The sequence below is a fragment of the Virgibacillus sp. genome (genome assembly GCF_013393565.1).
Classification (GTDB): Bacteria; Bacillota; Bacilli; order Bacillales; family Amphibacillaceae; genus Virgibacillus; species Virgibacillus dokdonensis.
The window spans coordinates 42,026-54,646 of record NZ_JABXHF010000023.1 but is presented as its reverse complement, the minus strand read 5'-3'; the positions used below and the strand labels follow the sequence as shown (position 1 = coordinate 54,646).

Here is a 12,621-nt window from a genome sequence, read left to right as displayed (position 1 = left end):
AATTATGATGCCAGAAACTTCAGTAACATAGCCTTTAAACCAAACAATTTTTTGAAAAGTCATCTAGGATGGCTTATTTGGCATGCTCAAGTATCTGTTCTACACATTAATGGTTTATTTCAGACTTTTCCCCCTCTGTGTATAATGGTTTATACTAATTGAATATTTATTATGATAGAAATATAGTATCGATTAATAGTCTGTTTGTCAACCTTTATATTAATGAGTTAACGATTGTTAGAGGAGAGAGAACATGCATCTGTTAAGTGATATAGCATGAGGGAGAGGGATGCTATTATTAAGATTTAAACGGCATTTATATTGTTCTTTATATATTGTTCTTTATATATTGTTCATATAGGAAAGCATAAAATTTCAATGGTTTATAGAATAAGCAAAACGACGGCGTTTCATCGCCATAAGGTCTTGATGGTAAGCAAAGTTTTTCTAAGGTTTAAGGTGTTATGCATAGCATTTACTAAGTTGGCTTATAGCCTTAATACTAAATACAAAAGGGAGCAAAAATATAATTCGCGCACCAATTATAGGTACGCGAATGCGCTTTTTTAACTGACTGAAAGTTTTAAAATAGTAGGTTTAGCTATAATCTAGTAGGGAAATCCTAAATGTAAAAGTTTACTTAATAGCTGCTTCTAGGGCCACTTCCATCATTTCATGGAAAGTAGTTTGTCTTTCTTCAGCTGATGTTTCTTCTCCAGTTAAGATGTGGTCGGATACGGTTAGCACGGATAATGCTTGACGATCAAATTTTGCAGCTAATGTATAAAGAGCAGTTGTTTCCATTTCTACTGCTAACACTTTGTAGGCAGCTAATTTTTCATTTACTTCCTTTGCATTGTCTCTGTAAAAGGTGTCACTTGTAAATACATTACCGACTTTTAGGTTTAGCCCTTTCGCAACACCGGCATCGTATGCGTTCTTTAATAAATCGAAGTCTGCAATTGGCGCATAATCAATACCACCAAAAACCATTCGATTCATTTGAGAATCTGTTGTTGATCCTTGAGCGAGAATAACATCTCTCACCTGAACATCCTTTTGAATTGCACCACATGTACCTACACGAATTAATTTTTGAACATCATAGCTTTGCATTAACTCATTGATATAAATAGAAATAGAAGGGACTCCCATACCTGTTCCTTGAACAGAAACCTTTTCCCCTTTATATGTTCCAGTATATCCTAGCATCCCTCTTACTTCGTTATACTGTTTTGGATTTTCAAGAAATGTTTCTGCGATAAATTTAGCGCGGAGAGGATCACCAGGTAATAAGATTTTATCAGCAATTTCTCCATATTTTGCACCAATATGTACACTCATCATGTTAGCCTCCTTATAATATTGAGTAGGTTTCAAAATAACGTTATCATAGGCTAAAATGAAAAACAACTACAAAGAAAGGATAAATATGAATATTATGTGGTCGAAAAATGCAAGTTATATAAAAAGGATAAGTATGATGGCTAGTGCTAGTAGAGAGAAAATTAGATGATTACTTAATAGAACAGCTTATTTACTTCGTGGGTTTCGTAACTTTTAAATAGAAAAATAAAACATTTTATTAAAAAAACACTTTTTTGTTTCAAAATATCGTTTTTTTGTATATAATAGGTTTAGCTCAGTTTTTCACTTGGATGAAGTGTATACCTATACAAAAAGCTTGTGCTTGTCCTGTTGGAAAAAACAAGGTTAAGGGAGCAGGGGCTATCTTCATTGAGATTTGCTTGGAAGATGAGGAGAATGTAATCGATTTAAAAAGATAAAGAAAATCCTATGCTTGCTGAGCCATTTTATAATTACATTACATGATTATTTCTTTGGAAGGATGAAGGAAAATGACAGAAAAAACTTTCACAATTACTGCAGAAACTGGAGTACATGCTCGTCCTGCTACACTTTTAGTAAACAAAGCAGGTCAGTTTGAATCTGAAGTGGAAATTGCTTACAATGACAAAACAGTAAACTTGAAGTCCATTATGGGTGTTATGTCGTTAGGTATTCCTAAAGGAGCACAAATTAAAATTACTGCTAATGGTTCAGATGAAGCAGAAGCTATTAGTGGTATTGAAGAAGTTATTAAAGAACATCTTGGTGAGTAAATAAATAAACAAGCTGTCAGTCTGCGATACTGGTAGCTTGTTTATTTTTAGGCTCTATACTAATATGTGGGTACGCCTTATTGTATCATTGCGCAGAAAGAGGGGAAATAGTACACATTAGTAATAATCTTTTTCCAAATTAGCTAAGCATTGAAGTGCAGCTTGGTTGTAATCTGAATGTTCTTGTAACAGTTTATTCCGGTATGATTCTATGGCTTCTTTTAATGAATTATTATAATTTGGAATCGTTTCATTAAAAGGGTGTACAGCTGCTTTTTTAACGTTAGTTTTTTCACCAAAAGCTAAAGCTTTTCGTTCATGAAAGAAAACGCCTTCTGTCTGCTGGGGGTTGTGTAAATCACCTTGCATTGGGTGTTTTTTTACTGCAAGCACTTCAACCACGTAACGATCTCCCTTATCATCGACCACTTTTCCAATATAGGTACCTGATCGATAATGTGCTTTTACAATATGCCCTATAGCTACGTCCGCCATAATAATAAGCCTCCCTTCTGTTAAAAAAATGCACTTAGTTCAATTTTGCCAAAGAAAAAAAGAAACTGCAAATAGTTGTAGCATAGTGATACTTTTAAAAAAAGTATCACTATGCATTAAAAGAGAATCCAAACAATACGTTTTCTGAAAATAAACAAATTCCTTTATGCTTGTAGCAAATAATGATAAGTTTGTTATAATAACATGGGAGGATGTGAGGAAAAATGATGCCTTTTCTTTATTTTCCAGAGGATAAATCGGAATATATCCCTGCCATTATAACATTACTTATTTTTATGATTGCTGCAGGGGTGGCCATGTACTTTATTTATAAGAAATCGAAGAAGGATGAGCGAAAATTTAAGCAACAATACCACAAGGAATTGCATGAACCTCATGATTAGAAAAACTTGGCTTCTAGCCAAGTTTTTATGTGAAAGGCGAAGTCCAAGTAATAAAATTTCAGTGGGAGAAAGTAACAGCCGAATGCTATACTTTGCTTCTACGTTAACGCACAATTGAATCCCCCTCCATGGTGGAGGGGTTTTTAAATGATAAAATTTTTGGTTTCTTTTTTGTATAATAATTGTATTCTATAAATAAACGAGTAGCAGTATAGTTAATGGGCAAGCTAATTTTTAAAAAAGGGTGGATGTATAATTATGAGAATGGTGATGGTCATTTCTCTATTATTAATAGCTGTAGCTTGCCAGCCAAAAGATGAAAAAACAAAAGAAGTTGAAATGTACAATTCATCAGGTGATATGGTTGGTACAGCCAGTTTTCATGAACAATCTGATGGGGTAAAGGTGAAAGTGGAATTAGAAGGGCTGGAACCAGGGTTTCATGGAATACATGTACACGAATACGCCAAATGTGAAGCACCTGATTTCACATCAGCTGGCAATCATTTTAACCCGACTGGTGCAGAACATGGTCTCATGCATCCAGAAGGAAACCATTTAGGGGACATGCCGAACATAGAAGCGGATGCTAACGGAGTTATTAACGCTGAACTAATGATGCCAGAGACGACGTTATTAGATGGAAAAAATTCGCTAATTAAGGGTGAAGGAACATCCGTTATTGTTACTAAAAATAAAGATGACGGAGTAAGCCAACCTGGTGGAGATTCAGGAGAGAGAATAATTTGTGGCACGTTAACAAAAACAAATGGTGATAATGAAAAACAACCATCAGACCCAACACAAAATAATGAAGATGAAAAGTAGGCCGAATGTACTAGAAATGTTCGCTTTGGATGGTAAAGTAGCTAAAGCATTAAAAAAAGCAGGTCTGGCTAAACGTAACGCTTATGCCACCCTGCTTTTATGAATGAAATTATCTGTTTTGAATTGCTTGGATGATTCTTCTTACGCCCGCTTCCAATGTTGCTTTTGGACAAGCTATATTCATCCGCATAAAGGTTGATCCTTCTTCTCCGTAATCTTTCCCTGTATTTAAACCTACTTTTGCCTTGTGAATCATAAATTCACGTAATTCTTTTGGATCCATATTTAAAGCACTGCAGTCAATCCAAAGTAAGTAAGTTCCCTCTGAATGTGTTACAGTTATTTCTGGAATATGCGTTTCTAACATTTCTTCAACATACTGTTTATGACTTAGCAAAACTTCGCGAAGTTCGTCAAGCCAACTGTCTCCATGCAAATAAGCTGCCTCTAAAGCGGTGTTTCCCATTATGTTTAAACCATGTACGCCTTGTTTTGATAAGTGTGCTTCAATTTTTTTTCTTCGTTCTTGGTTAGGAGTAATGATATAGGAAGCCTGTAAACCAGCTAAATTAAATGTTTTCGATGGAGCCATACATGTTACTGTTTGGTCATTCATGTCTTCAGAAAGAGAAGCGATAGGGATATGTCGCTCATTGGGAAACGTTAAATCACAATGAATTTCATCCGAAATAATAATTACATTATAATCTAAGCATAATTTCGCTATTTTTTCTAGTTCTTCCCTTTTCCACACACGTCCTACTGGATTATGTGGGGAGCAAAGAATGAACGCCTTTACGCCTTGCTTTAATTTAGCTTCAAAATCGTCAAAATCAATTTGATAGTAGTTATCTTCATAGCGCAATGGATTTTTTACAATTTGTCGATCGTGGCTTTCGATCACATTGTAAAAAGGGGTATATACGGGTGTTTGAATAAGTATCTTATCATTAGGCTCTGTTAAAGCTTGCACTGCCATATGTAAACTAGTGACAACACCAGGACTAAATGATAACCAATTAGAATCAATGTGCCAATTATGCCTACGATGAATCCACTTTACAACCGAATCTTTAACTACATCATCCACCATTGTATAGCCGTAAATACCGTGTTTAGCGCGCTCGATAAGTGCTTCGTTTACCTGTTCAGGAGCTCTAAAGTCCATATCTGCTACCCACATTGGTAAGACATCGTCTGTTTGGAATACAGGCTTTAACATATCCCATTTTACAGATCGCGTATTTTTTCTGCTATGTTGCTCTTCAAATAAATTCATTTATAGCCTCCTTAATAATACCATTCTGACATATTCTGTTGGAGACATAGTTGTCATCCAGCTTTGTTATTGAAACTGTCTACCTACGACCAGTGCTCAAACGCATATGTTTAGTATAACATGATATGAAATGAAAGCGCAGAATTTTTGATCTTGTGCTTAGAGGCTTTACGTTATATGAGTTTCTTAAATTTTACTCTGGATATAAAGTGCAGTGAGATTGCCACTTAAAAATGGCAGATATGAGCAGATCAAGCCTAAGTGGTGGATTACTGTACTAACGCTTAATTTGTAATATCCTTTTGGTCAAACCTTTGAGCTAGGGGATGAAAAAATCCTCATTGTTTGGACTCGAGAGAATGATGTTTATTAAAAAGAAAAAAGCAAAGCGTTTTTAGCGCTTTGCCTACAGGGGGAATACGAGAAAGTCTTACATTTCTTAGTATACCCAATGAGAATTATTTTAAACATGCTCATTTCATTTTTATTATTTTACGCTCATCGCTACGCTGCATGAAGAGGTATTGAGGGATGGTTCCCCTAAAAAAATTACAACCTGTCTTCTAATTCTTTTTTTGCATCTTCAAAGCCTGGTTTACCTAAAAGCGCAAACATGTTCTTTTTATATGCTTCAACACCTGGTTGGTCAAACGGGTTAACACCTAATAAATAACCGCTCACAGCACAAGCTTTCTCAAAAAAGTAAACAAGGTAGCCAAAAGTATAAGCATCTAGTTTAGGTACTTCTACTACAAGATTTGGTACGCCACCATCTGTATGAGCTAAAAGCGTTCCTTGGAAGGCTTTATCGTTTATTTCGTGAATGGTTTTGCCAGCCAAATAATTTAATCCGTCTGCATCAACAGGGTCACTTTTTACAGTTAATTGACGCTTTGGCTCTTGAACGCGAAGCACAGTTTCGAAAATGTTACGGCGCCCTTCTTGAATATATTGCCCTAATGAGTGTAAATCAGTCGAAAAATTAGCTGAAGAAGGGTAAAGGCCTTTATGATCTTTTCCTTCGCTTTCGCCAAATAACTGTTTCCACCATTCTGCAAAATACTGTAAACTTGGTTCATAATTAATAAGCAGTTCAGTTGTTTTCCCTTTATTGTAAAGAATGTTACGAACCGCAGCGTATTGATAACTTACGTTGTTTTTTAAGCTAGGTTCAGAAAAATCATTCATAGCATCGCGTGCACCTTGCATCATTTCATCGATGGAAGCGCCACTTACTGCAATTGGGAGCAACCCTACAGCTGTCAAAACAGAATAACGTCCCCCAACACCGTCAGGAATTACAAATGTTTCATAACCAGCTTGATCGGCAGAAGATTTTAATGCACCTTTTTCTTTATCAGTTGTTGCAAAAATACGTTCTTTTGCACCTTCTACTCCATATCTGTCTTCTAACATTTGCTTGAAAATACGGAACGCAATTGCTGGCTCAGTTGTTGTACCGCTTTTAGAAATCACGTTAATGGAAAAATCTTTATCCTTTAACACGTCCATTAAATCATGCATATAGTTTGAACTCATATGGTGTCCAACAAAAATAATATGCGGAGCTTTTCGCTCTTCTTTTGTTATATAAGCTTGGAAGGAGTGGTTAAGCATTTCCAATGCAGCTCTAGCACCTAAATAAGAGCCCCCTATACCGATAACTAATAGCACATCCGAATGATCGCGAATTTTTTCTGCTGCTTTTTTTATGCGATTAAATTCCTCTTTATCATAATTTTCGGGTAAGTCAATCCAATCAAGAAAATCACTACCAGCGCCTGTTCGATTGTGTAGGGCGTGATGGGCAGTTTCTACTGCATTTTCAAGATGATCTAATTCTTGTTCATTCATAAAGGGAAGAGCTTTTTTATACGTGAATGTTACGTGAGTCATGTGTATCCTCCTTTAAAGAGTTAGAAATAAGTTTGTTACATTATTCACTTTACCCAAGAGACGGAGGGAAATCAAGAAAGAAACTGCATAATCTCTATCATTTTACAAAAACTATGTTAGATACGAAAGGAAGGAGGTTGTAAAAATGAATGGAATACAACGGACAGCTTTAGCATTAACAATTATTGGCGCAGTGAATTGGGGCTTAATTGGTTTATTTCAGTTTGACTTAGTGGCTGCAATATTTGGCGGTGAGCAGAGTGCAGCTTTTGCTCGAATTATCTACACAGTAGTAGGGATTAGCGGGCTAGTATTAATCCCACTGTTGTTTAAAACCGATGAAGCTTTTGCAGATCAGCACGAACCAGAAGGTGTAGATCGATAAATCATAAGGCAAACTCCGAATGCGAGTTTGCCTTATCATTATTTCTTATTGTAGTTAGATTGTTTCATCCACTCTTCTAGTTTATCTTTTAACGTATTAAATCCAGAAGGTTCTACTTCTACTTGCTTTGGCTTAACTTGTTTTGGTTTAGCTTGTGGTGTTTCTTGTGTAGCCCGGATAGATAAAGAAACTTTGTTTTTTTCTTCATCAATTTGCAATACTTTTACTTTTACGTCATCGCCAATTGTTAAATGATCATTAATATCTTTAACGTAGCCATGAGTAACTTCGGAAATATGAACGAGTCCTTGTGTTTCTTCATCAAGTGCAACAAATGCACCGTATGGTTGAATTCCAGTAACCTTACCATCTAAAATTTGCCCAATCTCAAAATTGCTTGTCATGCTGAACAACTCCTATTTCTTTTCGTTTCTTTTTACACAATAAAATATTTTAGCATAATAATCTCTAGGTAGCAAAACATACGGGTAGTATTTTAAATGAAAAGAATATTTTTAACGGGTTCAGATAGGAAGTACGAATATAATTTTAACACTATTATTATCATTATGTGAGGAGACAGGTAAATGGTACCAATACAAACAAGTTTGGAAGATGAAACATATGCTTTATTTAAATTAGAGGAAGTGTTAAAACCTATAGGATTTGTTATAGGTTCGAGTTGGGAGTATGATCATGGATACTTAGATATTAAGTTGGATGATCGAGGTACGTATTATTTTTTACGAATTCCGTTTAAAGCTATTGCAGGGGCGTTAGATTCCCCAGGTGTTATCGTTCGTCTACAACAACCATTCGTATTGGGGCACCAATATGAGTCTGGAAATGATATAGATAGTCGAAATGGTGCTGTTCAAGGACTAGTTAACCAATTCCAGACGCCGACAGATCCAGATACGGATATACCAAAAGAATATATTGATATGGGAAAAGATTATATAAAGGAAGTGGAAGCGTTACTTATTCCAAGGCAAGAGTATGATTAACAGGTCACCTTTTTGTAAACGAAATTGGGGTGAAGGGTTCACATAATAGCGCTCATTACGAATAATACCAAGAGGGATTTGCTGTTTATTGCTTAATAAAACAATCGTTTCCTGAAAGGTTAAATCTCCCAACTCCCCCTCCACTTCTTTATGGTAAAATTGTTGCTTCGTTAATAAGTGAAGGATATCTTCAAATGGTTGCGATACTTTATGACGAAATATTTCATGGAAAAATAATATACTTGTAAAGTCGTTAGAGCGTATGATGGTGGTAGCTCCTGCACGACGTGCGTTTTCGATTTGTGTGAGTGAAACAATCTCGGCAATAATGGGGACGTTTGCATTATTTCCTCGAATAGCTACAGCTGTGAGAATGGTGACATTGTCAGCATCTCGTTCATTTTTGGCTGTATCTGTAGTAATTAATACACGATCGGCTAAGTGTATATTTGCTTTTTTTAAAACCATGTCTTCTGTAGGGTCACCTTGAATAAAGTGGACAGGGTAATCAGAAAACGAGACGTGTTCTAGCGTCGTATCGATAAGTACCATTCGAGTATGTGAATTAGACTGAGCAATAGATTCGATTAGCTGTCGGCTTCTTTCATTCCAACCAATCAGTACAAGGTGATTGCTTCCTTTAAACGCTACCCTTCCTTCCTCTATAGCTTGTTCTTGTCTAAAAGTAGAAGCAGCTAAGGAGGTTATGTAGAAAGCAATTAAACTGCCACCTGTTAAGATTAACAATATGGTTATTAATTTACCGATTGGGGTTAAAGGAACAAAATCTCCGTAACCGACAGTTGCTCCAGTAATGAATGCCCACCAAATACCATCAAAAATGGAAGGGAATTGGTTAGGTTCTGCTAAATGAATGAAAAATCCAAAAACGAGCATAAATAAAAAAATGCTCATTAGTAGTTTGAATAATAAAGGCAGTTTAAAATAAATTTGTTTAATTAATCGAATACTCAAATTACTCACCTTTTACATTTGCTTTTTTACATGTTCTTTTGATTATAGTATAAGAAAACAATAGCTATTTCATTGTTAAGTCGGGCTTTTCTATGCATAACGAAGAAATGAGAGATTCACCATTTTGAGCATAAGCAACTAACGCTGCTGTATGCTCAAAACGCTACATGTTTTTCATATAGTATAGACAAGTTATGGTCTTTATAATCACAGGGTTTTTTGATTATACGAAAGATGATCTCCGTAGCTATGAGTAATTTTAATATACCAGTATGAATTTAGGCGAGTGTTAGCGTCCTAACAGGTTGTCGTTTGTTATTCCATAGAGGCTTTAACAAGGCAGTTTCTCTAACTAATTTGCTTTAACGTGTGTTCTATACTTTTGTATACATGCTCCCAAAACTGGGAGTTATCCCGGAAGCTCTTATTCATAAATAATATCATTTCTTTAAATTTATCTTGATAATCGGCTTCCTCTTTATTTGGTAATTTCGCTTGAGCTTTATCCACAAAATCTTGTATGCTCTTTGCTCGTGGTCCCCATGTAGCTTTTTCATTTCCATTTGCATCAATAAAAATAAAAATAGGAATGGATCGAGATGTTTCATTTGTTAAATATTGATCCATTAGTTCTAGATTTTGATCACGATATAGTATACGCACGTCCATGTTAGTAGCTTCAGCAAGTTTTAACAAGATAGGAATATTGAGCATGGCATCACCACACCAGTCCTCTGTCAAAACAATCACTTTTAATTGTTTTTCTTTTACTTGCGCATAAAGCGTATAATTATCTGGCAGTTGGAAGTGATCATAAATGGCAAGTAAGTTCTCCTTATGCTTTTTCATTGATTCAATATAAACATCTGGTTCTATTCCTTTTTCATACCATTGTAGAAGGTCCATTCGCTTAACTCCTTTTATAGTATATATAGGCGTTCATATTCGCCTATTATTTCTAACCTATTATTTGCTTTCCTGATTGAAATTGTATACCCTCTTGAAGCCGTCGCTTTTCACTACAAGCGGACACTCCTCAGGGCTGCTTGAGCCTCCTCACTCACAAAAAACGCCAAGCATATGCTTTTCCTGCAGGAGTCGCCACCTTGCATTCCAAGCGACCGATTACCTGTTTTACACGCCCAAAGGAGCGTAGATAAATAAAGCTTAAAATAACTTTCAAATCCTTCATGTAATTCCGGTAATTTACATTTTGTTTTGCGAAGGTACTGCTGCAGTCGTAAATCAGTCCACCACAAATTTTAATTTCAGCCTCTCTCACACAAATACCTACCTATTTGGCACAGAATAACCGCCAAAGAAATGGTATATTGTCATACGGTATACTCTCATTCATGTCACAGGCACTTTTAATTAGTCTACCTATATATGCAAGATTGGTAAACAAAAGTGCTTGTGCGGTAATTTTTTGCTATGATAACAATAGAACTTATCAACGTTAGGAGGAAATAAGATGCAATTAGCAAACCAAAAATTTTTGTTAGAGTTATTACAAACCCCTTCTCCATCCAGTTTAGAAATGGAAATCCAAAAGAAGTGGTTGGAATATGTCAAACCTTTTGTAGATGAAATAAGAACAGATCATGCTGGAAATGCTATCGGTGTTTTAAACCCTGAGGCACCATTCAAAGTGTTGTTAGCCGGTCATTGTGATGAAATAGCACTAGTTATTAATCGAATTGACGAGCATGGTTTCTTACATTTTGATAAAATGGGTGGCATTAATCCTAAAGCTGCGGTTGGAATGAAGGTGATGGTGCTAGGTGCAAATGATTGTTTAACAGGTGTTATTGGCGTCAATGCTCAACATCATGGTGGCTTAAAGAATGACTTTAGTTTGGAAGATTTGTTTATCGATTGCGGTTTTAAAACGAAAGAAGAGGCAGAGGAACAAATACATATTGGTGATCTAGCGGTATATAAGACCGAACCGGAATTTCTGTCGGACCGTTATGTTGCTGGTCGCGGTCTAGACAATCGGACAGGCGCTTTTATTGTAGCAGAGGTGCTAAGAAAATTGAAAGAGACGGGCTGTCAAGTAGGTGTCTATGCAGCTAGTACAGTAAATGAAGAAACGAATATGGGCGGCGCTTATTTTGCAGCGGCAGGTGTAGCACCGGATATGGCGATTGCTTGCGACGTTACATTTGCGACAGATTATCCTGGAGTTAATACAAATAAATATGGTGATGTTCGATTAGAAAAAGGCCCTGTATTAGCAAAAGGCGCCCCTATCAATATCAAGATCAATCAACTACTTGAAAAGGCGGCAAAATCTTTAGATATTTCTATTCAGTATGAGCTTACGCCACGTATGACTGGAACTGATGCTGATAAAATGCGGCTGACAGGAAAAGGAGTTCCTGTATCGCTCGTGTCCCTTCCGCTTAGATATATGCATTCTCCTGTTGAAACAGCAAGTATCAAAGATATAGCCGAAGAAATTGATTTGTTAGTGGCAATGATCTCTGCGTTAACAGGAGAAGAAAGCTTAAACCCACTTGATTTATAATAGTGTAAAATTTAATTTTGACACTATTAGGAAGAGTATAAGATTTTTTTGGTGGTTATATAGTAGAAAAAAACGAAGGCTTTCTAAATAGACAAGACTTTCTTTTAAAATGAATCTTTGAGTTTTAATGACAGCAGGATCAGCCTTTTCTAGGTAAATAGAAGCTATGAGCAAAGGTAGGTAGGTTTTTATCCTGAATTTCAAGTGAAAAATTAGGTAGAAGGTCGTTCGTTTTCTTTATATAAGCAAATTGCTTAAACTAAATTTTGGAGTTGTAGGTAAACTTAATCATTTTTATACTAAATAAAAGAGAAACGTTAGTAGTTTTTAGAGCAAAAAGCGTGATTTTAAATTTTCTTAACGGTTAATTTTCATCCCCGTAACAAAACTATATTTGAAGCTAGTTTTCCTGAGTAGGAGGAAACTAGCTTATTTTTTTGCACTACAGAAAGATATAAGATTTTTTTGGTTTATAGTTTAAGCTTTCGCCATAAAAACGCTTGGCGATAAGCCAAGTGTTACTAAGAGAATGAGCATGCATAGGTTACAAATAGGATGAATAAAAGCAAGAAAAAATGAGACTATTTTATTAATTTAGAATATTGAGATGGAAAACGACTTATATCGACACCTTTCTTCATGATTACTCTACTATACTTAGTTTAACAACAAAGAGTGACCTAGTAGCTACAAAAG

At 35.7% G+C, this 12,621-nt stretch carries 14 protein-coding genes; 6 read left to right on the top strand and 8 right to left on the bottom strand.

Features of this window, described 5'->3' with window-relative positions:
- Positions 1-636: 636 nt before the first annotated feature.
- A complete protein-coding gene (deoD, locus tag HLX49_RS06940) occupies positions 637-1,344 on the bottom strand; it encodes a purine-nucleoside phosphorylase (RefSeq protein ID WP_077703190.1) in 708 nt (235 codons plus the stop codon).
- A gap of 515 nt (positions 1,345-1,859) precedes the next feature.
- Between deoD and HLX49_RS06935 the strand changes: the two genes are divergently transcribed.
- Positions 1,860-2,123 carry a phosphocarrier protein HPr gene (locus HLX49_RS06935; RefSeq protein ID WP_077703191.1) on the top strand — a complete coding sequence of 88 codons (264 nt, stop codon included), beginning with the start codon at positions 1,860-1,862 and terminating at the stop codon, positions 2,121-2,123.
- Between the two features lie 117 nt (positions 2,124-2,240).
- Here the strand turns inward: HLX49_RS06935 and kapB are convergent, their stop codons facing one another.
- Positions 2,241-2,618: a kinase-associated lipoprotein KapB gene (kapB, locus tag HLX49_RS06930; RefSeq protein WP_077703192.1), complete on the bottom strand. Its 378-nt coding sequence runs from the start codon at positions 2,616-2,618 to the stop codon at positions 2,241-2,243.
- A gap of 224 nt (positions 2,619-2,842) precedes the next feature.
- Between kapB and HLX49_RS06925 the strand changes: the two genes are divergently transcribed.
- Both HLX49_RS06925 and HLX49_RS06920 read left to right on the top strand, forming a co-directional pair.
- A complete protein-coding gene (locus tag HLX49_RS06925; RefSeq protein ID WP_073011010.1) occupies positions 2,843-3,022 on the top strand; it encodes a hypothetical protein in 180 nt (59 codons plus the stop codon).
- Positions 3,023-3,280: 258 nt separating this feature from the next.
- A complete protein-coding gene (locus tag HLX49_RS06920; RefSeq protein ID WP_077703193.1) occupies positions 3,281-3,850 on the top strand; it encodes a superoxide dismutase family protein in 570 nt (189 codons plus the stop codon).
- 109 nt (positions 3,851-3,959) lie between these two features.
- Here the strand turns inward: HLX49_RS06920 and HLX49_RS06915 are convergent, their stop codons facing one another.
- Together HLX49_RS06915 and HLX49_RS06910 are read right to left on the bottom strand one after the other, a co-directional pair.
- Complete coding sequence (locus HLX49_RS06915; protein ID WP_296361077.1) at positions 3,960-5,129, bottom strand: MalY/PatB family protein; 1,170 nt, start codon at positions 5,127-5,129, stop codon at positions 3,960-3,962.
- A 549-nt stretch (positions 5,130-5,678) separates the two neighbouring features.
- Positions 5,679-7,025, bottom strand: a complete 1,347-nt coding sequence (locus HLX49_RS06910) for a glucose-6-phosphate isomerase (RefSeq protein ID WP_296361076.1) — start codon at positions 7,023-7,025, stop codon at positions 5,679-5,681.
- A 145-nt stretch (positions 7,026-7,170) separates the two neighbouring features.
- Between HLX49_RS06910 and HLX49_RS06905 the strand changes: the two genes are divergently transcribed.
- Entirely contained in the window at positions 7,171-7,410 is a 240-nt protein-coding gene (locus tag HLX49_RS06905) for a DUF378 domain-containing protein (protein ID WP_077703196.1), read from the top strand.
- A 38-nt stretch (positions 7,411-7,448) separates the two neighbouring features.
- On the opposite strand, the gene yugI is transcribed toward HLX49_RS06905, so the two are convergent.
- A complete protein-coding gene (gene yugI, locus HLX49_RS06900; protein WP_077703197.1) occupies positions 7,449-7,814 on the bottom strand; it encodes a S1 domain-containing post-transcriptional regulator GSP13 in 366 nt (121 codons plus the stop codon).
- A gap of 183 nt (positions 7,815-7,997) precedes the next feature.
- Here yugI and HLX49_RS06895 point away from each other — a divergent pair, with 183 nt between their 5' ends.
- Positions 7,998-8,417, top strand: a complete 420-nt coding sequence (locus tag HLX49_RS06895; RefSeq protein ID WP_077703198.1) for a YugN family protein — start codon at positions 7,998-8,000, stop codon at positions 8,415-8,417.
- Here HLX49_RS06895 and HLX49_RS06890 read toward each other — a convergent pair.
- The 3 genes from HLX49_RS06890 to HLX49_RS06880 form a co-directional block, all read right to left on the bottom strand.
- A complete protein-coding gene (locus HLX49_RS06890) occupies positions 8,388-9,401 on the bottom strand; it encodes a potassium channel family protein (protein WP_296361075.1) in 1,014 nt (337 codons plus the stop codon). The two genes, HLX49_RS06895 and HLX49_RS06890, sit on opposite strands and share 30 nt — an antisense overlap.
- Before the next feature lie 339 nt (positions 9,402-9,740).
- The gene (locus tag HLX49_RS06885; RefSeq protein WP_296361074.1) at positions 9,741-10,298 is read right to left on the bottom strand and encodes a thioredoxin family protein; all 558 of its coding nucleotides are present in this window, start codon (positions 10,296-10,298) and stop codon (positions 9,741-9,743) included.
- A gap of 154 nt (positions 10,299-10,452) precedes the next feature.
- A complete protein-coding gene (locus tag HLX49_RS06880; RefSeq protein ID WP_296361073.1) occupies positions 10,453-10,584 on the bottom strand; it encodes a hypothetical protein in 132 nt (43 codons plus the stop codon).
- Positions 10,585-10,866: 282 nt separating this feature from the next.
- On the opposite strand from HLX49_RS06880, the gene HLX49_RS06875 reads away from it, so the two are divergent.
- Complete coding sequence (locus HLX49_RS06875; protein ID WP_077703202.1) at positions 10,867-11,925, top strand: M20/M25/M40 family metallo-hydrolase; 1,059 nt, start codon at positions 10,867-10,869, stop codon at positions 11,923-11,925.
- Positions 11,926-12,621: the final 696 nt, after the last annotated feature.

Coding starts and splice junctions, on each gene's coding strand:
- deoD (WP_077703190.1), bottom strand. CDS start 1,344: ATGAGTGTACATATTGGTGCAAAATATGGAGAAATTGCTGATAAAATC.
- HLX49_RS06935 (WP_077703191.1), top strand. CDS start 1,860: ATGACAGAAAAAACTTTCACAATTACTGCAGAAACTGGAGTACATGCT.
- kapB (WP_077703192.1), bottom strand. CDS start 2,618: ATGGCGGACGTAGCTATAGGGCATATTGTAAAAGCACATTATCGATCA.
- HLX49_RS06925 (WP_073011010.1), top strand. CDS start 2,843: ATGATGCCTTTTCTTTATTTTCCAGAGGATAAATCGGAATATATCCCT.
- HLX49_RS06920 (WP_077703193.1), top strand. CDS start 3,281: ATGAGAATGGTGATGGTCATTTCTCTATTATTAATAGCTGTAGCTTGC.
- HLX49_RS06915 (WP_296361077.1), bottom strand. CDS start 5,129: ATGAATTTATTTGAAGAGCAACATAGCAGAAAAAATACGCGATCTGTA.
- HLX49_RS06910 (WP_296361076.1), bottom strand. CDS start 7,025: ATGACTCACGTAACATTCACGTATAAAAAAGCTCTTCCCTTTATGAAT.
- HLX49_RS06905 (WP_077703196.1), top strand. CDS start 7,171: ATGAATGGAATACAACGGACAGCTTTAGCATTAACAATTATTGGCGCA.
- yugI (WP_077703197.1), bottom strand. CDS start 7,814: ATGACAAGCAATTTTGAGATTGGGCAAATTTTAGATGGTAAGGTTACT.
- HLX49_RS06895 (WP_077703198.1), top strand. CDS start 7,998: ATGGTACCAATACAAACAAGTTTGGAAGATGAAACATATGCTTTATTT.
- HLX49_RS06885 (WP_296361074.1), bottom strand. CDS start 10,298: ATGGACCTTCTACAATGGTATGAAAAAGGAATAGAACCAGATGTTTAT.
- HLX49_RS06880 (WP_296361073.1), bottom strand. CDS start 10,584: ATGAAGGATTTGAAAGTTATTTTAAGCTTTATTTATCTACGCTCCTTT.
- HLX49_RS06875 (WP_077703202.1), top strand. CDS start 10,867: ATGCAATTAGCAAACCAAAAATTTTTGTTAGAGTTATTACAAACCCCT.